Annotated in this window: 25 protein-coding genes and 6 tRNA genes; 22 read left to right on the forward strand and 9 right to left on the reverse strand. The window is 29.1% G+C overall.

Annotated features, from left to right (window positions below):
* From ASUIS_RS01005 to ASUIS_RS01020, 4 genes are all read left to right on the forward strand, one after another.
* Positions 1–579, forward strand: coding sequence for an NTP transferase domain-containing protein (locus ASUIS_RS01005; RefSeq protein ID WP_118885294.1), 579 nt, complete (start codon positions 1–3; stop codon positions 577–579).
* A 102-nt stretch (positions 580–681) separates the two neighbouring features.
* Positions 682–2,151 (forward strand): NAD(P)/FAD-dependent oxidoreductase, encoded by a 1,470-nt coding sequence (locus ASUIS_RS01010; protein WP_118885295.1) that lies wholly within the window; start codon positions 682–684, stop codon positions 2,149–2,151.
* Between the two features lie 9 nt (positions 2,152–2,160).
* Positions 2,161–2,385 (forward strand): hypothetical protein, encoded by a 225-nt coding sequence (locus ASUIS_RS01015; protein WP_118885296.1) that lies wholly within the window; start codon positions 2,161–2,163, stop codon positions 2,383–2,385.
* Positions 2,382–3,575 (forward strand): rhodanese-like domain-containing protein, encoded by a 1,194-nt coding sequence (locus tag ASUIS_RS01020; protein WP_118885297.1) that lies wholly within the window; start codon positions 2,382–2,384, stop codon positions 3,573–3,575. Before ASUIS_RS01015 ends, ASUIS_RS01020 begins: the two co-directional genes overlap by 4 nt.
* 71 nt (positions 3,576–3,646) lie before the next feature.
* Here the strand turns inward: ASUIS_RS01020 and rplT are convergent, their stop codons facing one another.
* The 4 genes from rplT to thrS form a co-directional block, all read right to left on the reverse strand.
* A complete protein-coding gene (gene rplT / locus ASUIS_RS01025; protein WP_118885298.1) occupies positions 3,647–4,003 on the reverse strand; it encodes a 50S ribosomal protein L20 in 357 nt (118 codons plus the stop codon).
* A gap of 104 nt (positions 4,004–4,107) precedes the next feature.
* Positions 4,108–4,305 carry a 50S ribosomal protein L35 gene (gene rpmI, locus ASUIS_RS01030; RefSeq protein WP_108560858.1) on the reverse strand — a complete coding sequence of 66 codons (198 nt, stop codon included), beginning with the start codon at positions 4,303–4,305 and terminating at the stop codon, positions 4,108–4,110.
* Between the two features lie 147 nt (positions 4,306–4,452).
* On the reverse strand, positions 4,453–4,944 hold the full coding sequence (gene infC, locus ASUIS_RS01035) for a translation initiation factor IF-3 (RefSeq protein WP_204513382.1): 492 nt from the start codon (positions 4,942–4,944) through the stop codon (positions 4,453–4,455).
* A 29-nt stretch (positions 4,945–4,973) separates the two neighbouring features.
* A complete protein-coding gene (thrS, locus tag ASUIS_RS01040) occupies positions 4,974–6,782 on the reverse strand; it encodes a threonine--tRNA ligase (protein WP_118885300.1) in 1,809 nt (602 codons plus the stop codon).
* Positions 6,783–6,931: 149 nt separating this feature from the next.
* On the opposite strand from thrS, the gene ASUIS_RS01045 reads away from it, so the two are divergent.
* On the forward strand, positions 6,932–7,408 hold the full coding sequence (locus ASUIS_RS01045; RefSeq protein WP_226799948.1) for a hypothetical protein: 477 nt from the start codon (positions 6,932–6,934) through the stop codon (positions 7,406–7,408).
* 23 nt (positions 7,409–7,431) lie between these two features.
* On the opposite strand, the gene ASUIS_RS01050 is transcribed toward ASUIS_RS01045, so the two are convergent.
* Complete coding sequence (locus tag ASUIS_RS01050) at positions 7,432–9,036, reverse strand: DUF3373 family protein (protein ID WP_118885302.1); 1,605 nt, start codon at positions 9,034–9,036, stop codon at positions 7,432–7,434.
* Positions 9,037–9,139: 103 nt separating this feature from the next.
* Complete coding sequence (locus tag ASUIS_RS01055; protein ID WP_118885303.1) at positions 9,140–9,460, reverse strand: cytochrome C; 321 nt, start codon at positions 9,458–9,460, stop codon at positions 9,140–9,142.
* 86 nt (positions 9,461–9,546) lie between these two features.
* On the opposite strand from ASUIS_RS01055, the gene ASUIS_RS01060 reads away from it, so the two are divergent.
* From ASUIS_RS01060 to ASUIS_RS01135, 16 genes are all read left to right on the forward strand, one after another.
* Positions 9,547–10,878 carry an NFACT RNA binding domain-containing protein gene (locus ASUIS_RS01060; protein WP_118885304.1) on the forward strand — a complete coding sequence of 444 codons (1,332 nt, stop codon included), beginning with the start codon at positions 9,547–9,549 and terminating at the stop codon, positions 10,876–10,878.
* Positions 10,879–10,937: 59 nt separating this feature from the next.
* On the forward strand, positions 10,938–11,714 hold the full coding sequence (locus tag ASUIS_RS01065) for a complement resistance protein TraT (RefSeq protein ID WP_118885305.1): 777 nt from the start codon (positions 10,938–10,940) through the stop codon (positions 11,712–11,714).
* Positions 11,715–11,873: 159 nt separating this feature from the next.
* Positions 11,874–12,632 carry a phosphatidate cytidylyltransferase gene (locus tag ASUIS_RS01070; RefSeq protein WP_118885306.1) on the forward strand — a complete coding sequence of 253 codons (759 nt, stop codon included), beginning with the start codon at positions 11,874–11,876 and terminating at the stop codon, positions 12,630–12,632.
* Complete coding sequence (dxr, locus tag ASUIS_RS01075) at positions 12,629–13,696, forward strand: 1-deoxy-D-xylulose-5-phosphate reductoisomerase (RefSeq protein WP_118885307.1); 1,068 nt, start codon at positions 12,629–12,631, stop codon at positions 13,694–13,696. Before ASUIS_RS01070 ends, dxr begins: the two co-directional genes overlap by 4 nt.
* On the forward strand, positions 13,686–13,973 hold the full coding sequence (locus tag ASUIS_RS01080; protein ID WP_118885308.1) for a hypothetical protein: 288 nt from the start codon (positions 13,686–13,688) through the stop codon (positions 13,971–13,973). The genes dxr and ASUIS_RS01080 overlap by 11 nt, the downstream gene beginning before the upstream one ends.
* Complete coding sequence (locus ASUIS_RS01085; RefSeq protein ID WP_118885309.1) at positions 13,970–14,548, forward strand: RBBP9/YdeN family alpha/beta hydrolase; 579 nt, start codon at positions 13,970–13,972, stop codon at positions 14,546–14,548. Before ASUIS_RS01080 ends, ASUIS_RS01085 begins: the two co-directional genes overlap by 4 nt.
* A complete protein-coding gene (tsaD, locus tag ASUIS_RS01090) occupies positions 14,545–15,555 on the forward strand; it encodes a tRNA (adenosine(37)-N6)-threonylcarbamoyltransferase complex transferase subunit TsaD (protein WP_118885310.1) in 1,011 nt (336 codons plus the stop codon). The genes ASUIS_RS01085 and tsaD overlap by 4 nt, the downstream gene beginning before the upstream one ends.
* On the forward strand, positions 15,546–15,893 hold the full coding sequence (locus tag ASUIS_RS01095) for an SUI1 family translation initiation factor (RefSeq protein WP_118885311.1): 348 nt from the start codon (positions 15,546–15,548) through the stop codon (positions 15,891–15,893). Before tsaD ends, ASUIS_RS01095 begins: the two co-directional genes overlap by 10 nt.
* 12 nt (positions 15,894–15,905) lie before the next feature.
* A complete protein-coding gene (locus tag ASUIS_RS01100) occupies positions 15,906–17,291 on the forward strand; it encodes an NAD(P)H-hydrate dehydratase (protein ID WP_118885312.1) in 1,386 nt (461 codons plus the stop codon).
* A 113-nt stretch (positions 17,292–17,404) separates the two neighbouring features.
* A complete protein-coding gene (locus tag ASUIS_RS01105; protein ID WP_118885313.1) occupies positions 17,405–18,184 on the forward strand; it encodes a thiazole synthase in 780 nt (259 codons plus the stop codon).
* A gap of 113 nt (positions 18,185–18,297) precedes the next feature.
* A tRNA-Pro gene (locus ASUIS_RS01110) sits at positions 18,298–18,375 on the forward strand.
* A gap of 20 nt (positions 18,376–18,395) precedes the next feature.
* Positions 18,396–18,472: transfer RNA gene (locus tag ASUIS_RS01115), tRNA-His, on the forward strand.
* A 15-nt stretch (positions 18,473–18,487) separates the two neighbouring features.
* A tRNA-Arg gene (locus ASUIS_RS01120) sits at positions 18,488–18,564 on the forward strand.
* Positions 18,565–18,616: 52 nt separating this feature from the next.
* Positions 18,617–18,701: transfer RNA gene (locus ASUIS_RS01125), tRNA-Leu, on the forward strand.
* A 9-nt stretch (positions 18,702–18,710) separates the two neighbouring features.
* A tRNA-Gly gene (locus tag ASUIS_RS01130) sits at positions 18,711–18,787 on the forward strand.
* Between the two features lie 72 nt (positions 18,788–18,859).
* Positions 18,860–18,936, forward strand: a tRNA-Arg gene (locus tag ASUIS_RS01135).
* A 121-nt stretch (positions 18,937–19,057) separates the two neighbouring features.
* Here the strand turns inward: ASUIS_RS01135 and ASUIS_RS01140 are convergent.
* Positions 19,058–20,872, reverse strand: a complete 1,815-nt coding sequence (locus ASUIS_RS01140; protein ID WP_118885314.1) for a biotin/lipoyl-containing protein — start codon at positions 20,870–20,872, stop codon at positions 19,058–19,060.
* A gap of 5 nt (positions 20,873–20,877) precedes the next feature.
* Complete coding sequence (locus ASUIS_RS01145; RefSeq protein ID WP_118885315.1) at positions 20,878–21,123, reverse strand: OadG family protein; 246 nt, start codon at positions 21,121–21,123, stop codon at positions 20,878–20,880.
* Positions 21,124–21,250: 127 nt separating this feature from the next.
* Here ASUIS_RS01145 and ASUIS_RS01150 point away from each other — a divergent pair, with 127 nt between their 5' ends.
* The gene (locus ASUIS_RS01150; protein ID WP_118885316.1) at positions 21,251–22,126 is read left to right on the forward strand and encodes an AraC family transcriptional regulator; all 876 of its coding nucleotides are present in this window, start codon (positions 21,251–21,253) and stop codon (positions 22,124–22,126) included.
* On the opposite strand, the gene ASUIS_RS01155 is transcribed toward ASUIS_RS01150, so the two are convergent.
* Complete coding sequence (locus tag ASUIS_RS01155) at positions 22,112–22,834, reverse strand: hypothetical protein (protein ID WP_118885317.1); 723 nt, start codon at positions 22,832–22,834, stop codon at positions 22,112–22,114. The two genes, ASUIS_RS01150 and ASUIS_RS01155, sit on opposite strands and share 15 nt — an antisense overlap.
* Between the last annotated feature and the right edge of the window lie 6 nt (positions 22,835–22,840).

Consider the following 22,840-nt stretch of genomic DNA (forward strand, 5'->3'; position numbering starts at 1 on the left):
ATGAAAACTCCTTTTGAAATTACTTGTGTAATTTTAAGTGGAGGCAAAAGTTCTCGAATGGGAGAAGATAAATCTCTTCTTCCCTTTTCAACTTCTAAAACTTTAATTCAATATCAATACGATAGATTAAAACCTTATTTTAAAAATATTTATATATCTTCGAAAGTAGATAAATTCGATTTCTTAGAAAAAAACTTCCTAATTTTAGATGAAAATAAAGATATCTTTTCACCAATATTAGCCTTAGATACAATATTTAAAAAATTTGAAAATCAAAAAATATTTATAATAACTGTAGATACACCACTTGTATCAATTGATTCTATATCTAAATTAATTGATGCTTCAATAAATTATGATATTTGTATTGCACAAACAGAAAAAACACATAATTTATGTGGAGTTTTTTCTTCTAATATAAGTTTAACTATTAAAACTATGATTGAAAATGATATACACAAAATTGCTTACTTAATAAATAAAAATAAAAATAAAATATTAAAGTTCCCTAATAATAGTGAGTTTCTAAATATTAATAATAAAGAAGAGTATGAGGAAAGTTTAAATTATATAATTTAGACTTATAATAGTTAAAAGTAAAAATGAATCGTATATAAGTCTTCTATTATATCTTTTTTGTTATCCTAAGTTTATAGCTATTATTAAAATAAAGGAAATAAAATGATAAAGAATGAACTAGATAAGGCGCTAGAGCTAGTTGATTGCGAAATTAAAAAAGCTGGAATTTCAAGAAGAGAAGCTTTTAGATTAGCAGGACTTGGATCAGCTGCTTATTTAATGGGTGGCGGATCTGATGCAAATGCAGCAACAGAATTAAAAGCAAGTGATGCAACAGGAAAAATATTAATTATTGGTGGAGGATTAGCTGGTATTTCTACTGCTGCAAGATTAGTTAATACTTTATCAAATCCTGATATTACAATAGTTGAACCAAATCCAAAATCAGTATCTTATCAACCAGGAAGTACTTTAGTTGCAGCTGGAATTTATACAAAAGAAGATATTGATTATAATACAAAAGATTTTTTACCAAGTGGAGTTACACTTTTAAAAGATAAAGCAATTGATTTTAATCCTGAAGCAAATAAAGTTGCCTTAGAATCAGGAGAAACTTTAAGTTATGATTTTTTAATTATTGCAGCAGGAATTGCATTAGATTTTGGTGCAATTAAAGGCTTAGAAGAGATTGGAGATGCATACACTGTTGGAGATGCATCTAAAATATTAAAAGTTTTTGGAAATTCAGGAATAACATCTGTTTATAACATTGATTCATCAATTGCAATGTGGGAACAAACACAAAAATTCATTCAAAAAGCAAAAGATGGACAAAAAGTAAAAGGTATATTTACAGATCCTAATACTGCAATTAAATGTGGAGGAGCCCCTAAAAAAGTTATGTATCTTACAAATGCTAGATTAAATGAAGCAAATGCCAGAGCAAATGCCGAATTGACATTTTATACAGATTCTGGAAAATTATTTGGTGTAAAAGAATATGCCGATGCAATAGAAAAACAATTTATTGCAAGAGATATGAAATGGAATTTCAATCATAATTTAACAAGTGTAGATATTGCTAAAAAAACAGCTACATTTGACAAACATTGGCAAGAAAAAGGTGCCTATGATAAAGATTTAGAAGAGTATGAAACAATTACTAAACATGAAAACATTGAAGTTCCTTTTGATTTATTACATATTACACCTCCTCAAAAAGCTCCTGATGAAATTGGAAAATCAGCTATTGGTTCAACAAAAGGTTGGGTTCCTGTTGATAAAGAAACTTTGCAACATGTTAAATATAAAAATATTTTTTCTTTAGGTGATATTGCAGCTGTTCCTATGGGGAAAACAGGTGGAACAGTAAGAAAACAATATAAAGTTTTAGTTGATAATTTAGTTGCCGTTATGGAAGGAAAAGAGTCAACAGCTAAATTTGAAGGATATACAGTTTGTCCATTAATTACTGATATTGGAAAAGTTATGTTAGCTGAATTTAACTGGACTGCAAAACCAACTCCATCTTTTCCACTTGATCCTACACAAGAAAGATATATTTGGTGGTTACTAAAAGTTTATTTACTTAAACCTATGACACAGTATGGAATGTTAAGCGGTAAAGCTTAAGAGATCTAAATGAAAAAAGAGTTATTAATTATTGTAAGTATATTGATTATTTTGACAATTGCTATGCATTACAAAGAGTTATTAACTCATCCAATTGAACATATATTTGATTTACCAAAATCAGGAGCCTATGGTTTAGGAGGATTACATCCTCTTATTTTTACATTTGTTATTTATATACTAATTTTAATACCAAGATTTTTAATTAAATTATTTAAAAGGAATTCAAAATGAATAAGAGATTTAAGAGTTTAATCGTATCAAGTTTTCTTTTAATAGGAATAGGAAGTTTTTCGGCAGAAGTAGAAAATCTTTCTGCGCCAACAGAAGCTGTTTTGGAATTAGTTAAAAAATATCAATTGGAACAAGTGGATTTTGATTATGTAAAAAAAGCCATAAATCAAGGTAATAAAAATGGTGTAAATGCAATTTTAATAGATGCTAGACCAGAAATAAAATATCAAAAAGGAACGATTCCTTCAAGTTTAAATATTCCAGATACAAAATTTGATGAATACTATTCTGTATTAAAAGATATTCCAATGGACAAAGAACTTATAGTTTATTGTGGAGGATACAATTGTACAAAAAGCCCAATTGTTGCACAAAAACTAAAAGATAAAGGTCATACAACTGTAAAAGTTTATTCAGGAGGAGAACCTGAATGGGCTAAATTGAGTTATCTTGAGATTGATACATCCGCTATAAAAATATATCAAGAAAAGAATTCTGCATTTATTGTTGATGCAAGACCTTATGTAAAATTTTTACAAGAAACTATTCCTGGAGCAATTTCAATTCCAGATACAAGTTTAACTAAATTAATTGGAAGATTCCCAATTGATAAAAATGAGAAAATAGTTGTTTTTTGTGGAGGATATACTTGTGAAAAGTCACATATAATTGCTAATAAATTAATATCTTTAGATTATAAAGATGTTATGGTTTATGCAGGTGGACTTCCTGCTTGGAAAGAAAGAGGTTTAAGTACTACGGCATCTGCAATTGATGAAAAAGTTAATGAAGTAACTCCAAAAAAAGAGCAATTTAGTAAAAATGGTTTAAAACTTGGAAATGATGAAGGAAGTGTTGATGGTGAGTGGCTAAAAAAACAGATATTAGAAAATAAACTACCTTCATATATTCAAATAGTTGATGTTACTTCACCAAATGAGTTTAAAAATGGTCATATTAAAGGTGCTATTAATATTGAGGCAGCAAAATTAACTGCAAAAGAGTTATTTGAAAAGTTACCAAAAAATAAAACTATTGTATTTAATTGTACTGCAGGTGGAAGATCTATTGATGCTTGGTCTAAATTGAATGATGCAAAATTAGATATTAGTGAAATTTATTATTTTGACGCAAATATTTCTTGCAAAGATAATAATTGTAAAATTGATGTAAATGAACCTTTATTATAATTTTTTTATAAAGGCATAAAAAAAGGGTTAGAAGTAAAACTTCTAACCCTTTTTTAGTGTTTTGTGCAAATTTATTTTAGTGCAGATTTAGCAGTTACTACTAAAGATGCAAATGCAGCAGAATCATTCATAGCCATATCAGCTAAGATTTTTCTATCTAATTCAATTCCAGATAATTTTAATCCGTTCATGAATCTTGAGTAGTTAATATCATTTAATCTACAAGCTGCATTGATTCTTATAATCCATAATTTTCTTATGTCTCTTTTTTTCTGTCTTCTATCTCTGAAAGCATAAACTAAAGATCTTTCTAATTGTTCTTTAGCTTTTCTAAAGTGTTTTCTTCTACCACTGAAAAAACCTCTAGCAGCTTTTAATACTTTTTTATGTCTTCTTCTTCTTACAACACCAGTTTTAACTCTAGGCATATATATTTCCTTTCTTAACCATTATTTCTAATAAGGTGTCAGCAAATTGCTGAACTTTTCCATCATTTGATGGAGGGACAAAAATTACTTAATTTTTTAAGTAATTACGCTTTACATAATGCTACAAGTATTCTTCCAGCGTCTGTTTTATGAACAGTTTTTGGTCCTCGTAGATTTCTTTTTCTTTTTTGAGTCATTTTTGTTAAGATGTGGCTTCTAAAAGCAGAACCTCTTTTAATTGACCCGTTTTTCTTCACTTTAAATCTTTTTAAAGCGCCACTAACAGTTTTCATTTTTGGCATTGAAGAATCCTCCTTATAAATTTGCGTTTTCACATACATGAAAAAGTTTTGGATTATACTTAAGATTTACTTATTATAAGTTTAAGATTAGATTTGTTTGGAGCAAAAGAAGAGTAAAACTCTTCTTTTAATTTGGAGTAAAATTTATTAATTTTTTGGAAGAGCCATCATATTAACGTATCTTCCTTCTAGTTTTGGTTCTTTATCCATAACTGCAATATCTTCAATCATTGGCCAGATTTTATTTAAAACATCAACACCAGATTGTGGATTAGCCATTTCTCTACCTTTTAGAAAAACTCTAAATTTAACATGATTTCCTTCTTCTATGAATTCTCTTGCATGTTTTACTTTATAATTAACATCATTTTCAGCAATTTTAACAGAAAGTTTTATCTCTTTTACAACAATAACTTTTTGATTTTTTTTAGCTTCTTTTTTCTTTTTTTCTTGTTGGTATCTAAATTTACCATAATCCATGATTTTTGCAACTGGAGGTTTTCCATCAGGAGCAATTAAAACTAAGTCTAAACCTAAACTATCAGCAGTTTGAAGTGCTTCAGCTGTACTTATTATTCCATAATTAGTACCATCATCACCTGTACATCTCACTTCTTTTACTGTAATCATTTCGTTCATGATTACATCGTCTTTTCTTTTGTCTTTACTCAAATTTTGCTCCCGCTTATTATGTCATTTAGCATTGATATAAACTCATCTTTGCTCATGTTTGATTGTTCTCTAGTTCTTCTATTTCTTAAAGCAATAGATTTATTAGCAACCTCTTCATCTCCAATAACAACTATCATTGGAACTCTCTCTTTTTCTGCCATTCTAATTCTTTTATTTAAACTTTCGTTCATATTAAAGATTTTAGAATCTATACCATCTTCTACTAAAGCTTTTTGTAACTCTTTTGCATATTCAAGATGAGAATCTGCAATTGGAACAAAAATAACTTGAGTTGGTGCAATAACAAATGGAAATTCACCAGCACAATGCTCAGTTAAAATACCAATAAATCTTTCAAAAGAACCTAAAATTGCTCTATGAATCATAACTGGTTGTTCTTTTTCACCTTTGTCATTGATAAATTCAGCATTAAATCTTTGTGGTAAATTCATATCTACTTGAACAGTTCCACATTGCCATTTTCTACCTATTGCATCAAGAATTTTAATGTCGATTTTTGGACCATAAAATGCTCCACCACCTTCATCAATTCCATATTCAATATTTTTTTCATTTAAAGCATCCATAATTCCAGCAGTTGTTTTTTCCCAGAAAATATCATCACCAATCGCTTTTTCAGGTTTTGTTGAAACTTCAATCTCATATTTAAAATCGAACATTTTAAGAAGAGAATCAACGAACTCTAATACTTCAAAAATTACTTGTTTTATTTGGTCTTGTGTACAAAAGATATGTGAATCATCTTGAGTAAATTCTCTAACTCTAAATAATCCATGCATTGCTCCTGACATTTCATGTCTGTGAACAACACCATATTCAAAAAGTTTTTTTGGTAGGTCTTTATACGAAACTAAATTGTTTTTGAAAATTTGAATATGTCCAACACAGTTCATTGGTTTAATTCCATACTCTTGATCATCAATAGTAGTAAAATACATGTTTTCTTTATAGTTTGCATAATGTCCAGAGATTTTCCACATTTCTGCTTTTAAAATTTCAGGTCCTCGAACTGGTTCATAACCTCTAACTCTGTGAGCTTTATATAAAAGATGTTCAAGTTTACTTCTAAGTCTTGCACCATTTGGTAACCACATAGGAAGTCCTGCTCCCACATCATCATTAAATGTGAAAAGTTCAAGTTCAGTTCCAAGTTTTCTATGGTCTCTTTTTTTAGCTTCTTCAATCATTCTTGTGTAATCAAATAAAGCTTGTTTATCAAAAAATGCAATTCCATAGATTCTAGTAATCATCTCATTTTTTTCATCACCACCAAGATAAGCACCAGCAACTCGTGTTAGTTTAAAACTTCTTATCATTCTAGTATTTGGTAAGTGAGGACCTCTACATAAGTCTTCAAAATCACCTTGTTTATATATTGTTAAGGTATCATCTTTGATATTTTTTAGAACAGCTTGTTTTAATTCATCATTTTTGAATTTTTCGAAAAACTCTTCTTTTGTGGTTTCATGTCTAGTAATAGGTAGTTTTCTATCTGCGATTTCTTTCATTTTCTTTTCAATAGTTGGTAAATCTTCATCTGAAATTTTACTTTCTATTTTAAAATCATAATAAAAACCTTCTTTTACAACAGGTCCAACAAAGAATTTTGCTTCAGGATAAAGTTCTTTGATAGCTTGAGCCATCATGTGAGCACAAGAGTGTCTTAAAATATCTAAAGATTCTTTTGAATCATCAGCTTTAATCTCAACTCCTTGTATATTTAAAGCCAAAGCAGTTTGAAGGTCGTAGACTTGACCATCTTTTAATATACCAATAGGTTCCAATAATTTCCTTTTTTTCTTAATTATTTATTAAATTACGATTATTTTACCTCAAACTGACTTAAACTAATTGAGATATAACTTAATTTAGTAAATTTTCGTTACAATTGAGCATGATTTTAAACTTATCAAAAATAAAAACAGAAAGCCTATTGTTATTTTGTAAAGACTTGATTCTATCGTACAAAGATAAAAAAGAGATAGAAAAATATGTTATGGATAAAGAGATAATTGAAAAATTTAATAATATTGGTAGTGATATGTTAAAGCAAATTTCAAATGTGACATATCCACAAAATTACTATTTAGAAAATAGAAAACATTATAGAGTCAAAGTAGTTTTAGATGGATACAATTTTATAAATAATGAGATATCAAAAAATCTAAAACAAAATGAAGAGTTTAATCCTTCAATGCTTTATTTTTCACTTCTTGCTTTATGGTTTAAAGAGTTAAATAAAGAATCAAAATCAAAAGAGTATATATATTTTATTCTTTATCCTTATTCAAATGTATATGATAAATTATTAGTTGAGATAAAAGATAAAGATTTTAAAATTTTAAATATAAAAATGATTGAGTTAGCCGAAAAAGTAATTTACAACTTTGATAAATATAGTTTTAGATAAAAAGAGGATTTCTCCTCTTTTATTTAGAATTTATATCTCATATATGCTCTAATATCTTGAGCTTCTTCTACTGGATTTTGACCTGCACTTTGAGCTTCAGCCATTGTCATAGGTGTACCATCTGCTCCAAAAAATGAATTTGAACCTGTATAATCATAAGACATATATACATAACTAAGACCAAAACTTAAAGCATCAGTTAATTTTTGAGTTCTGTAAACTTCCCAAGCTTGACCTCTCGTTGCTATTTTGCTTCCAGCGTATGTATCTTCACCATAAGTCATAGGACGCCAGTATTTGCTTCCTTTATTCCATTCTAATCCAATTTTCGCACTATCTGGTAAAATAGGACAAGGTGCATTTACTCCTAACCAAACTGAAGTTCCTGTTTCAGAATCAGTTGAACCTAACATTCCTAAAGAATTTGGATTTGTTTTACTAGCCGCAAATGAAGCAAAAGCAATAGAATTATCTAAATAATCTGAAATACCATTTCCTATTCCTTCTGTTTTAAATAAAATTGTTGCAAAATCTATATCCCCAACATCTTTAAATGATGGAGTCATTGTTTGCAAAGTATATGCATTATTCATATCAGGATTTTGTTTATAATTTTTATATGCACCATCAAAATTTTGTAAAGATTGCCTATCAAATCCAATTAAATTCCAAGCTTTTGCATAATTCATATGAACTGAATATTGTCCATTATCATAAGGAACAGCAATAAATCCTAACATATCAACATCAATATTCTTTTCATCATCTGTTGAATATGCACCATTTGTATTGGCAGTAGCCATATCAAATCTAGGAGTTGCATTTGTTAAACCTCTTCCTCCACAGATTTTAAGCCAAGAACCTGTAAATCCTGTAACATTTTCCGTATCAAATTTTATTGAGAATCCATCAAATTCAACATCAACAGTGTGCGATAATGGAGAGTTCGCTGCTTGGTCATTTCTTATATTGATTGGTAATCCATCTGTTGAAGGTCGTCTTCCCACTGATGCTGACCAAGGAATATCTGTACCAAATAATCTCTCTTTTGTATATAACCAATAAGCTTCTTTTAGTTTGATTGTATTATCTGTAGCATTTTCATTTGTAACCCAATCAAAGTTTGCATAACCTGGATTTGTATTTGATTGAGAGTGATCTGCTGTATCTCCAAATGCTTTGTTATAAGATAATTTACCAAAAAACGATGAATTATCATCAGCTTTATATTTCGCACCTAACCATAATCTATTTGTTAAAAGTGCATTATTTTCAGACTTTGATCCATCAGCATGTTTATATTGAATATTATCAACTTGTGTTCGGAAATCTACATCCCATTTTAGATTATCTTGAGCACTTTGAACTTTTGCAGCTGTTGCTGTTTTAGAAACATTATCAAGTTTTTTTTCTATTTTTTCTATTCTTTTTTCATCTATAGCTGTAACTGTTGGTTGTTCAACTTTTTGTGTTTGTACAGTTTCTTGTGCAGCAACTTTTTTTTCTAAAGCTTCAATTTGAGCTTTTAATGCTTGAATTTGTTTAAACATTTCTGTATTAACATCACTAGAAAATGATGTTGTAGCAAATGCAGCAACACAAGATAATACGATTAAATTCTTTTTCATGTTTTTCCTTTTTTTGTTTTTTACAATTATAATTATGATTTAAAAAAAGCATTAAAAAAGGGTGATTTTTAAGCCACCCTTTTTATAACTCTAACTTATAATCCTAACAAGCTGGAACATTTCCAGAATCATTTGCAAATTCAATTGTAAAATCAATAATGTTTTCTTGTACAGATTGACTTAAATCACCAGCTTTTACATTTGGACAAATTTTGATAACTTCTTGCTCGAATTTACCGCTATCTTTGATCTCTTTCCACTCATCTTGTGTATGTTTAGCTGCAAATTTTGCACCTGTCATATCACAAGGACCTTTTAGTAATTTACTAAATAATTTTTGACCTTTTACAGCATCAGCAGATAAAGATGTTGATGCAATTCCTAAAGCTAATGTTCCTGCCATGATAATTTTTAATAATTTCATGTTATACTCCTAGTGAAAAATTTTATGTCATTATATCTAATGTACATAAAAAAACTCTTAGAAAATATTACAAAAAGTGAACAATCATGAAACATTTTTTATTAAAACAAATAGTAGCTTTTTTGGCTACAAATGCCCATAATATCAAGTATATACGAAGAATTGATAACAATATTATTATAATTGAGTTTAATAATACAAATATAATATATATTGATATTACAAAAGGAAATAGCACAATTTTTAAATGTAGAAGAATTTTATCTTCAAAAAAAGATTTTAATGCACCCTTTGATGTTGCCTTACAAAAGAGATTTAATAACTCGAAAATAGAGTATGTGGAACTATATAATGATGACAAAATAATAAATATAAAAGTTAATTCTTCTTCATCTTATAAAAAACTCTCAACTATTTTACAATTAGAATTTACAGGGAAACATACAAATATAATTATTTTAGATGAAAATAGGGTAATTATTGAAGCTTTAAGGCATGTTGATGAATTTTCTTCAAGTAGAGTTGTAAAAGTAGGAATAAAATTAGAAGAGATTCCAAAACAAACATTTATTCCAAAAATCGATGAAGTCTCTAACATAGAAGAGTATTTATATGAAATTTATGAAGAAAAAGAGAAACAAACTTTAGAAAATGTAAAAAAACAAAAAATTTCTCAAATAGATAAAAAAGCAAAAAAATTAAAAAAGACAATTGATGCTTTACCTAAAAAAGAGGAATTAGAAATCGAATCAAATATGTTTTATGAAAAAGCAAATTTGATACTCTCAAATCTACATATTATTAAACCTTATCAAAAAAGTCTAAAAGTTTATAATTATGAAGGAGTTGAAGTTGAAATTGATTTAGAAGAGAAAGCATCAGCTTCAAAATATTCGAATGAATTATTTAAAAAAGCAAAAAGAGCAAAACAAAAAGCTTCGAATATTTCTTTAGAAAAAGATAATTTAGATGAAAAATTAGAATTTTTATTAAGACTTATGAATAATATTAATAATGCAAGTAGCATAGAAGAGTGTGAATTTTTATCTCCAAAAAAAGAGAGAAATCAAATTAAAACAAAAAAAGCTCAAACTTATGAAAGTTTTTATTTTGAGGGTTACAAAATTATGTTAGGAACAAGTGAACGAGAAAACATATATCTTTTAGAAAATTCAAAAGCAAGTGATTTTTGGTTTCATTTAAAAGATAGACCTTCATGTCATGTGATTGTTCAAAATACAAAAAAAGAGATTCCTTTGAGTGTGATAACTCAAGCTGCAATGTTGTGTGCAAAGTTTTCAGTAGATTTTGCTGGAAATTATGAAGTTGATTATACACAAAGAAGAAATGTAAAAATTCAATCAGGTGCAAATGTTTTATATAATCCTTACACTACGATAATAGTAAAAATCCAATGAAAGATTTTTTTATTATTAATATGTTAGTATCATACAATTAGTTATTTAAAGGAGATAAATTGACAAGAATAAAAACATTAGGGGTAAGTTTAATTACAGCAGCCGTACTTTTTTCGGGTTGTGCAACAAGTGAGTTACAAACAAGTGCTAAAATGACACAAAGTGTATTTATAAATCCTGTTGCAAAAAATAAGAGATTAATTTTTGTATCAAGTAAGAACACAAGTGGACAACAAATAAATCTTCAAAATACAATATTAAATGAATTACAAGCTAAGGGTTACACAATAGTTGATGATCCAGAACAAGCTACATATGTTTTATTGATGAATGTATTATATTGTAACAAAAAACAAGAAAATAATATGGCTGGTGGAGCATTAGCAGCAGGAGCTGTAGGAGCTGGAGTTTCTGGATATAACAATGGTGGTGCAGGACAAATGGTAGGAGTTGGTCTAGGAGCTGCTTTAGTTGGTGGACTTATTGCAAAAGCTACAGAAGATACAATTTTCCAAATGCAAGTTGATATTGTAATTAGAGAAAAAGCTAAAGGTAGAGTTGTAGCTTCAAATGTAACTGCAAATGGACAAGCAAGCGTAAATGATTCTACTAAAGCTGGTTTCATAAATAGTTTTGGTGGTGCTGCAAGGGATGTTAATGCTTCTGGGCAGTTAAACTCTAATATGGCAAGTGCAAGTGCTCAAAATTATGAAACAGATTATATAGAACATAAAACAATGTTATTTGCTGAAGCAACTAAAATGAATTTGACACTACCTGAAGCAACTCCAATTTTAGAAAGACAAATCTCATCTCAAATAGCTGGACTATTCTAAAAACTAAGAAATATCTAACTTATTTTAAAGTTAGATATTTATAAATTTGAGTATAAAAAGATAATGCATTTAATTAAATATATTATCTTTTCTTCTCTTTACAAATAACAAGCCAAAATTTAGTATAATCATAAACTTTTAAATTCAAGGTTCAATAAGATGTTACAGATAATAAATGAAAGTTCAACTCGTATAAAAACGGGTGTTGTACTATTTATAGCAATGTTGGTGATAGGTTATATCGATTCATATTTTATATTTTGGTTAGTTTTTGGAATTATGTTATTGATTTCAATATCTGAAGCAAAAAAACTATTTAATCTAAAAAGTGACAGTATTTATGTGTACACAACACTTTTATGGATTGCTGCATATTTTTATCCAAAACCAGAAGATTTAATTTTTATTGTGGCAATTGCTTATGCTTCTCAGTTAGCGTATAAAAAAACATTAAATATACATATGTTTTTACCACTTCTATATCCAACGGCATCATTTTTATTCCTTTTATCGTTATACAGTGAATATGGTTCAATGACACTTTTATGGTTATTAGTAATTGTTGCAAGTACTGATATTGGTGCTTATTTTGTAGGTAAAAGTATTGGAAAAACTAAATTCTGTGAAACTAGTCCTAATAAAACTATAGAAGGAGTTGTTGGTGGAGTTGTTTTTGCAGTTATTTTAGGAACACTTTTTTCAACAAATGGAATTAGTTTTGTAAATGCTTTAATAATTTCAGCAATAGTTTCTATTGTTTCAATTTTTGGTGATTTATTTGAAAGTTATTTAAAAAGAGAAGCTGATGTTAAAGATAGTGGAACAATTCTTCCTGGACATGGTGGAATATTAGATAGAACAGATGGTTATTTATTTGGTGCGATTGTAATGTTAGTATTATTAAGGGTAGTGATTTGATACTTCTTGGAAGTACCGGATCTATTGGTGTAAATACTTTAAATATTGCACGAAAATTTAATTTAAATGTTGAGGTTTTAGTAGCTGGAAGAAATATAGAGCTACTAAACCAACAAATCAAAGAGTTTAAACCCAAAAAAGTTGTAATTGACAAGGCTGAAGATATTCCTTTGGTTCATCATAAGAATGTTTTTTTTGGGGAAGAAGCTATTTTACAAGCTATCCAAGAGAGTGAAACTTCAACAGTTGTAAATGCGTTGGTTGGATTTTTAGGTTTAAAACCAACTTTAAAAGCTATTGAGTGTGGTAAAAAAATCGCTCTTGCAAATAAAGAATCTTTAGTTGTAGCTGGAAAGTTTATAGACCAAACAAAACTAAAACCAATTGATAGTGAACATTTTGGACTTTGGTATTTACTTCAAGATAAAAAAATTGATTCTATGATGGTAACTGCAAGTGGTGGTTCTTTTAGGGATTATCCACTTGATAAACTTCAAAATGTCTCTATAAAAGAAGCTTTAGCGCATCCAAATTGGTCTATGGGAAATAAAATCACAATAGATAGTGCAACCATGACGAATAAAATGTTTGAACTAATGGAAGCCGCTTGGCTTTTTGATATTAGAAAACTAGATGCAATTATCGAAACAAAATCATTAATTCATGCTTTTATAAATTTTGCAGATGGAAGTACAACAGCTCATATTGCAAATGCTTCAATGCAACTTCCAATTGCTTATGCAATTTTAGGTTCGTGTGATGAACAGATTTTAAAACCAGTTGATTTACTAGAAGTTGCAAATTTGGAATTTAGAAAAATAGAGACTTCAAGATACCCAATTTGGGAAATAAAAGATGATATATTAAATAATCTTGATTTAGGTGTGGTTTTAAATGCTGCAAATGAAGTTGCTGTTTCAAAGTTTTTAAATTCTCAAATTGGATTTTTGGATATTTCAAAAATTACAATGAATGCAATAAATAAATTTAATAATGTAAAAGCAACTTCAATAGAAGAAATTTTCGAAATAGATAAAGAAGTGAGAAACTACTGTGGCGCTTGATTTATTAATTCCTTTTGGAATATTACTAATTTTGGTTGTTTATTTGATTTATTCAAGAAATATTTTTGAAAAAGATATAACAAAGTTATATGAAGAGAAATTTGAAGAGTGGAAAAAACATTCAACACAAGAAAAAGAGAAAACTTCACAAAAAGAGTTAGTAGGTTTAGTTTTTAAAACAGATTATAAAGTGAATATAGAATTATTAGATGAAAGCGTAGAATCAATACTTTCAAGAGGTAAATTTGAAATAACTAATCTAAAGGATAAAAATTGAATAAAAGAATTTTAATACTTCATGGTTTAAATGGAAGTGATTTCCCCCATTGGCAAGCACAACTTGCAAGTGATTTAATAAAAGAGAATTATATTGTTTCATTCCCTTCTTTTCCATCTAGGGATAACCCAAAACTAGAAGAGTGGAAAGATTTTTTAAAAAAAGAGTTAGAGCATTTTAAACCAGATATTGTAGTTTGTCACTCATTAGCTAATATTTTGTGGTTTCATACTTGTGATGAACTTGATATAAAACTAGATAAATTAATGTTAGTTGCACCTGTTTCAAGAAATAGAGATATCCCTGAAGCAAAAACATTTTTCCCATATCCAATAGCAAAAGATTTAAAAGCCAACGAAATAATCATGGCGGCTTCTACAAATGATCCATATATGAGTATTGAAGAAGCAATCGAACTTCAATCAAAACTAAATATTGGTATGAAAATCATGGAAAATGCAGGACATATAAATGCATCTTCAGGATTTGGGAAACTTGATTGCGCACTTGATTGGATAAAAAGAGTTGATGAATGCGAGATAAATAAAGATGTAAATGAAGAGTTACAAGGATGATTTTAAGTATTGAAAGTTCTTGTGATGATAGCTCAATTTCTATTACACAAATAGAAACAAACAAATTAATCTATCATAAAAAAATATCTCAAGAACTACAACATAGTATTTATGGAGGAGTTGTTCCTGAATTAGCTGCTAGACTTCATATAGAAGCCTTACCAAAAATACTTGAAGAGTGCAAAGAGTATTTCCCATTCTTAAAAGCAATAGCTGTTACAAATGCCCCAGGTTTAAGTGTTACTTTAACTGAGGGTGTAACTATGGCAAAAGCTTTGATAATTTCCCTAAATCTTCCATTAATTGCTGTAAATCATTTAAAAGGTCATATTTATTCTCTTTTTATTGAAAAAGATGAGATTTTGCCAATGACTGTTTTATTGGTTTCCGGTGGACACACACAAATTATAGAAGCAAATAGTTTAAGTGACATGAAAGTAATCGCAAGTACTATGGATGATAGTTTTGGAGAGAGTTTTGACAAGGTTTCAAAGATGTTAGGACTTGGATATCCTGGTGGTCCAGTTGTTCAAGAATATGCTTTAAAAGGTGATATGAATAGATTTGATTTACCAGTTCCACTTAGTCAGAGTCCAAAAATAGAGTTTTCATATTCAGGACTTAAAAATGCAGTTAGAATGCAAATAGAAAAGCTTGAAAATAGTGAATTTGGAATAACAGAACAAGATAAATATGACCTTTGTGCAAGTTTCCAAAAAACAGCAGTTTTACATATTATGCAAAAACTAAAAAAACTATTTAAACAAAAAATTCCAAAAAACTTTGCAATTGTTGGAGGAGCAAGTGCAAATATACATTTGCGTTCTCAACTTGAAGAGTTATGTAAAAAATCAAATACAAATTTATACCTTAGTGAGTTAAAATATTGTAGTGATAATGCAGCGATGATTGGAAGAGTTGCCGTTGAACAATATAAACAAAATGATTTTATAACAATTGAAAATATTGATGTTCAATCAAGAATCAAGGAGTTAGTATGGGCTTAGCAGATAAATTAGCTTTTGGATTTGGTGCAAAACTTGAAGGAAATAGTTTTGATACAATAAAAGAAGATAAAAAAAATCCAAAAAAATCTTCTTCTGATTTGATTCCAAAAAATCAACATCAACTAGTTTTTACCTTTGAAAAAAGAAATGGAAAACCAGTTACAAATGTAGGAAGATTTAATATCACTCTTGATGAGAAAAAAGAAGTTTTAAAACTTCTAAAGAAAAAATTAGCTTGTGGTGGCGCTATTAATGAAGAGTGGCTTGAACTTCAAGGTGATGTAAAAGATAAAATAAAAACTATTTTAGAAAGTGATGGTTGGAAATTTAGAAAATAAAAAGGATATAAAATGCAAAAGCTTTTTGATGAGGTTAATTCTTTAGACAAAAGATGTTACGAGAAATTTTTGTTAAGTGAAGATTTACTTATGGAACATGCAGCTTCAAATATGGCTTTGTATATATCTGAAAAATATTCCTCTTTTGAATCTATTTTAATTGTATGTGGAAGTGGAAATAATGGTGCTGATGGGATCGCACTTGCTAGACTTTTACATACAAAATTTGATGTTAAATTATATTTGGCAACAACTCCAAAATCTTCGATGGCACAACTTCAACTTCAAAGAGCAAAAACTTTAGATATAAAGATTGTAAATGAACTCTTTAATGCTGATATTATCGTTGATTGTTTGTTTGGAACGGGTTTGAATAAACCTTTAGATGAAAAATCTATAAATCTTTTAAATACTCTAAATTCATATAACTCTTTTAAAATAGCTTGTGATATTCCAAGTGGAATAAACTCTTTAGGACAAATACAAAATGTAGCTTTTGAAGCTGATGTTACTATTACTATGGGGGCTTTAAAAACTTCACTTTTTAGTGATATGGCAAAAGATTATGTTGGAGAAATTATAGTTGCTAATTTAGGAGTTCAAAGGGAAATTTATGAAATAGAATCTAATAAATTTTTATTAGAAAAAAGTGATATGAAACTTCCTTTTAGGAATAAAAAAAATGCTCATAAAGGAAGTTTTGGACATCTAAATGTAGTTGCTGGTTGTAAAAAAGGAGCTGGAATAATTGCTGCAAATGCTGCCTTTGGATTTGGTACGGGACTTGTAAGTGTAGTTTGCCATGAAAATCTAGATTTGCCATATCATATTATGCAAACACATTTTATTAGTGAAAATTGTACGGCAATTGCAATTGGAATGGGTTTAGGAAAATATGAAACCGATGAAATTAGAAAAATATTAAATAAAAAAGTTCCTAAGATAATTGATGCAGATTTGTTTTATGATAAATTAATTTGTGAAGTTTTAGAGCAAGAAATAGTTTTAACTCCCCATCCAAAAGAGTTTGTGTCACTTTTAAAACTTTGTGAAATTGCAGAGATAAATGTGGAAGAGTTACAAAATAATAGATTTTTGTATGTGGAAAAATTTTGTAAAAAATATCCAAATGTAGTTTTATTGTTAAAAGGTGCAAATGTAATTATTTCTTCAAATGAAAAATTGTATGTAAATAGTTTTGGCAGTGCAGTTTTAAGTAAAGGTGGAAGTGGTGATGTTTTAAGTGGTCTAGTTGGTTCACTTTTAGCTCAAGGATATAAACCTCTTGATGCGACGATAACAGCAAGTTTAGCCCATACAATAGCTTCAAGAAACTATAGTAAAAACAACTACTCTTTAATTCCTTCTGATTTGATTGAAGAGATTAGACAATTATGAAAATATAAAAGCAAAATAAAAGAATTACATAGTTATGATTTGCCCCAAATTATTTAACTTAATATGACAAATACAAGTGAAAAATATTTAAAATTTATAAAAGGAAATACAATATGAGCGATATTTTAAAAATAGGTAAATATGAATTTAATAGTAGATTAATCGTTGGAAGTGGTAAATATAAAGATTTTCAAACAACTAAAGATGCAACAATAGCAAGTGGAAGTGAATTAATAACTGTTGCAATAAGAAGAGTAAATATTACAAATCCAAATGAAGAGAATTTATTAGATTATTTTAAAGATACAAATGTAAAACTTTTACCAAATAGTGCAGGGTGTTTCACAGCAGAAGAAGCAATTACAACTTTTAGATTAATGAGAGAAGCTACAGGAATTGATATTATCAAACTTGAGGTTATTGGAGATGCTTTAAAAACTTTATATCCTGATGTAATAGAAACAATTAAAGCTTGTGAAATCCTAAAAAAAGATGGGTTTACCATTATGGCGTATACAAGTGATGACCCAATTATTGCAAAAAGATTAGAAGATGCAGGTGCTGATGCTATTATGCCATTAGCAGCTCCCATTGGTTCAGGACTTGGAATTCAAAATAGATATAACATTGCATTTATAAGAGATGCAGTAAAAGTTCCTGTTATTGTAGATGCGGGTGTTGGTTGTGCAAGTGATGCAACAATTGCAATGGAATTAGGTGCAGAAGCAGTTTTAACAAACACAGCAATTGCTTGTGCTTCAAATCCAATACTAATGGCAGAAGCTATGAAATATGCTGTAATTGCAGGAAGAATGGGTTATAAAGCAGGAAGAATCCCTAAAAAACCTTATGCAACAGCAAGTTCACCAATTGATGGATTAATCCAATTCTAATTGATTTAAAGAAATTTCGGAAAGTTTCGGGATTTCTTTAAAAAAGACTTGACAAAATCTTTAAAACTTAATATAATTCCGTCCACTTTTTGTGAAACTTCAAAAATATTTGTCGGGGCGTAGCGCAGTCTGGTTAGCGCACCTGGTTTGGGACCAGGGGGCCGGAGGTTCGAATCCTCTCGCCCCGACCATTTAATTTTTTTAACCTGTGGTAGGTATAGCTCAGTCGGTTAGAGCATCTGGTTGTGGTTCAGAGGGTCGTGGGTTCGAGCCCCATTACTTACCCCATTTTTTATTATTGTTGCTTCCATAGCTCAGCTGGATAGAGCAACGCCCTTCTAAGGCGTAGGCCGTACGTTCGAATCGTACTGGGAGTACCACTTTTTTTGGTTTAGATTACCAACTAAACATTTTTAATCATAAAAATTTATTGCGGATGTGGTGAAATTGGTAGACACGCCAGACTTAGGATCTGGTGCCTCACGGTGTGGAAGTTCGAGTCTTCTCATCCGCACCACTATATGAAGCGGGAGTAGCTCAGTTGGCTAGAGCTTCTGCCTTCCAAGCAGACTGTCGCGAGTTCGAGTCTCGTCTCCCGCTCCATTTTAAAAGCCTTATATAAGAAGTATTTTCTACTTTTTGTGTAAGGCTTTTTAGCTTTAGGTTACTTTTAATGCTTCCATAGCTCAGCTGGATAGAGCAACGCCCTTCTAAGGCGTAGGCCGTACGTTCGAATCGTACTGGGAGTACCACTTTTAAAAATCAAAATCAACTAATCTTAAAAAAATCAACAATTTTAATAACTAATTATTTTTTTACATAAAAAAAGCTCAGATAGAAATTTTTCTATCTGAGCTTTTTTCTATTTTTTAATTACCCAATAAATGCTAAAGATTGACCTTCTTCAACAGCATCAGTATTGTTAACTAAAATTTTAGTTATAACACCTGAAACTGGAGCTGTTATATCTATCTCCATTTTCATTGCTTCTAATATCATTATTTGTTGATCTTTCTCAACTGTATCACCTTCTTTTACTAGTATCTTCCATACTGCTCCATTTACTGCTGCTGGAACTGCTGTTCCTGAATATGCAGGTGTTGCAACTGGTGCTACAACTGGTGCTACAACTGGTGTTGCTACAGTATTCGCAACTGGTGTTACTTGAATATTTGCATTACCTTCTGCTATTGTTACATTAAATTTTTGTCCATCTACTATTACCGTATAATTTCCATTTGCATTAGCCATTTTATTCTCTCCTAAATTACAATTTTTATCATCATTCTTTCTAACATTTAATGGTGATTCACCTTTTAAAAATGCTATCCCTTTTTCATCACATGCTGCTGCTATGAATATATTCTCATCACTTGTTTCTATACCTTCAAGTTCTAATCTTTGTTTCCACACAGATATTTTTTTCTTTTCATCTCTATCTGCTATATCTAAAGGATTCTCTTTTGTTGGTTCAAGTTTTAATTTTTCACTTGCAAGTCTAACAACTTCAGCATCTGGTTCAACTGGAGTTCTACCAAAGTAACCTAAAACCATTTTCCCATAACCAGGAGCTATTTGTTTCCATGGTCCAAACATTACATTTGCGTATGCTTGTTGCCAATAAAATTGTGAAACTGGAGTTACAGATGTTCCGTATCCACCTTTTTCAACAACTTCTCTCATTGCTTTTATAACTTCTGGAAATTTATCTAAAGTTCCATTATCTCTCATCATTTGAGTATTTGCAGTTAATGCACCACCTGGCATTGGAGAAAAAGGAATTAATGGAGAAACTTGTGTAGCTTCTGGTGGAATAAAGTAATCTTTTAAACAATGATTTAAAGTCTCTTGGTATTTTAGAATTTTATCAATTTCTAAACCACCCAAATCAAAGTTTTTACCTTTTACTGCATGAAGCATAGTTAAAATATCAGGTTGGCTAGTTCCACCAGATACTGGAGATGCAGCTAAATCTATACCATCAGCACCAGCTTCTAAAGCAGCTAAATAACAAGCAACTGAAACACCTGCAGTTTCATGAGTATGAAGTCTAATATGAGTGTTATCTCCAACTAATCTTCTTGCCATTTGGATTGTTTCATAGATTTTTTGCGGACTTGAAGTTCCTGATGCATCTTTAAAACAAATTGAATCATAAGGCAATCCACTATCTAGAATATTTCTTAGAGTCTTTTCATAAAAAGGAACATCATGAGCACCAAAGCAACCTGGAGGTAAATCCATAAGTGTTACAACTACTTCATGGTTTAATCCATATTTTTTAATACATTCAGCAGAGTATTCAAGGTTTTGAACATCATTTAAGGCATCAAAATTTCTGATTGTTGTTGTTCCATGTTTTGCGAACATTTTTGCATGTAAGTCGATTAATTCTCTTGAACCAGTATCAAGCATAACAGTGTTGATACCACGAGCTAAAGTTTGTAAGTTTGCATCTGGACCTGTGATTTCTCTAAATTTATCCATCATTTCAAATGCATTTTCTTGAAGATAGAAGAATAAAGATTGGAATCTTGCTCCTCCACCGAACTCAAAGTGTGTTATTCCAGCTTCTTTTGCAGCATGCACAGCTGGAAAAAAATCATTCATTAGGACTCTTCCTCCAAAGACAGATTGAAATCCGTCTCTAAAAGTTGTATCCATAATATCTATATATTTCTTAGACATATATTTTAACCTTTTAGATTTTTATGATGTTGTACTGCTGCTATTACTGCAGCTATCTTCGCAGCTTCTGTATTAGTTACATTTGCTTCTAATACTACATTAATAGTTTGAGTTTGCATTTCTTCTTGTGGAAGGAATTTTTTTAATATTTTCCCTTTAGTCATAAATACTGCTAGTATTAAGAATGTAAATACGATTCCCATCCCTACTAAGAGTAATTCTACTACTTGCGCAACTAAGTTTGTTTCCATAACTAAACCTTTTTGTTTATTTAACGGTGCAATTTTAGGCAAATTAAGTAAATTCTTCTTCTTTTTAAGTGCTTTAAAAATTGTTTTTAAGTGCTAATTTTATAGTTTAAAAATGCTATAATAAAATATGAAAAAAGAAACCCTCCAAAAACGAACAAAAATAGCCAATGATATTATGTATTATATTTATACTCATATAGAAACTAACATTGATATTGAAGAACTTAGTATTGATTTAGGTGTTAGTAAATTTCATATGCATAGAATTTTTAAAGAGGCATTTGGAAAAAATATTTATGAAAGCATAAAATCAATTAGACTTCAAAAAGCTTCAAATTTACTTTTAACAAATAAATATTCAACCATATCAAATATAGTAAATTTATGTGGATATTCTTCACAATCTTCATTTATAAAAACATTTAAAGAAAGATTTGAAATGACGCCAAAAGATTGGAGAAATGGAGGATATAAAGAATATTCTAAAAAAATCTTACAACAATCCCAACGGGCAATGCAATCAAAAGCAGATTTTAGTAATATAACACCAATGATTGTAAAGATGCCATCTTTTGAAAGTTTTTATATTAGAAATAAGGGTTATAATGTAAATATTAGAGAGACTTGGCAAAAGCTTCAAACTTGGATTTTAACTAATAATATTAATTCATATAAACAAATTGCACTTTTTCATGATAATCCAACTATTACTCCTTTAAATGATTGCCAATACATTGGTTGTATAGTTGTTGATGAGTCTGAAAAAATTACAAGTGATAGATTACCAAATTTTAAAATATCAGATGGTGTTTATGCAAAATTTGATTTAAAAGGAAAAACAGGAGATGTTTTACCTTTTATTCACTGGGTTTACCACGAATGGTTACCAAAAAGTGAATATGAAACAACAACTAAACCATCATATGCTATTTATAATAAATTGGATTTTTTAGATGATAGTGATGAATTTGATTTGAGTTTTTATGTATCAATTAATTTTTAAAACTTCAGCTAACCATCTTTTTAGGAAATCTTTTCTTTTATAGGTAATTGCACCTAAGTCAAATTTATATTGCATATAAGGATGACCCAAATTCCAAAAAGAGAAGTTTTCTTTTTCTAAATATTTTCCTAAAAGAACCAATTGAAGTTTCCCCCAATTGTTGTATTTTTTATTAGTTGAACTAAAACCTGTGAGTGAGGTATAAGTTGAATTGATTTTGTATCCAATTTCACCGGATATTAACTCTTTTGTATTTTTATCATAAAGTTCAATACTTAAAATTTTAAAGTCAATTGTTGGATGAATATAATTTTGTAAAGATAAAATCAATTTTTTGTATTTGGATGTTAACCAGTTGGTTTTATGACATTTCTCTATATTTTCTAAAACTAAATTAAGATTTGAATTTATGCAAAATTCAAATTCATTTTTATTTAGAAGTTTTTTTACTTTTTTACTAATATGAAGATTTTCAAAATCTAATATTGCATATTCAAACTGCATTTCTGGAACTAAATAAAACCTATCTTCAAGATTTACAGAAGTTGAGATAAAACCACATAATGCTTGATTTATATAAAAATCTTTTGATAAATCATCACTTATATAAAAGTTCGATTTTTCATTTGCATATATATGGTTAAATAGAATATTTTTATCTTTTATATCTTCACAAGTCAAAAAATAAACTACACTTTTCTCTTTCATTTCAGA

It is taken from the genome of Arcobacter suis CECT 7833 (assembly GCF_003544815.1).
Lineage (GTDB): Bacteria > Campylobacterota > Campylobacteria > Campylobacterales > Arcobacteraceae > Aliarcobacter > Aliarcobacter suis.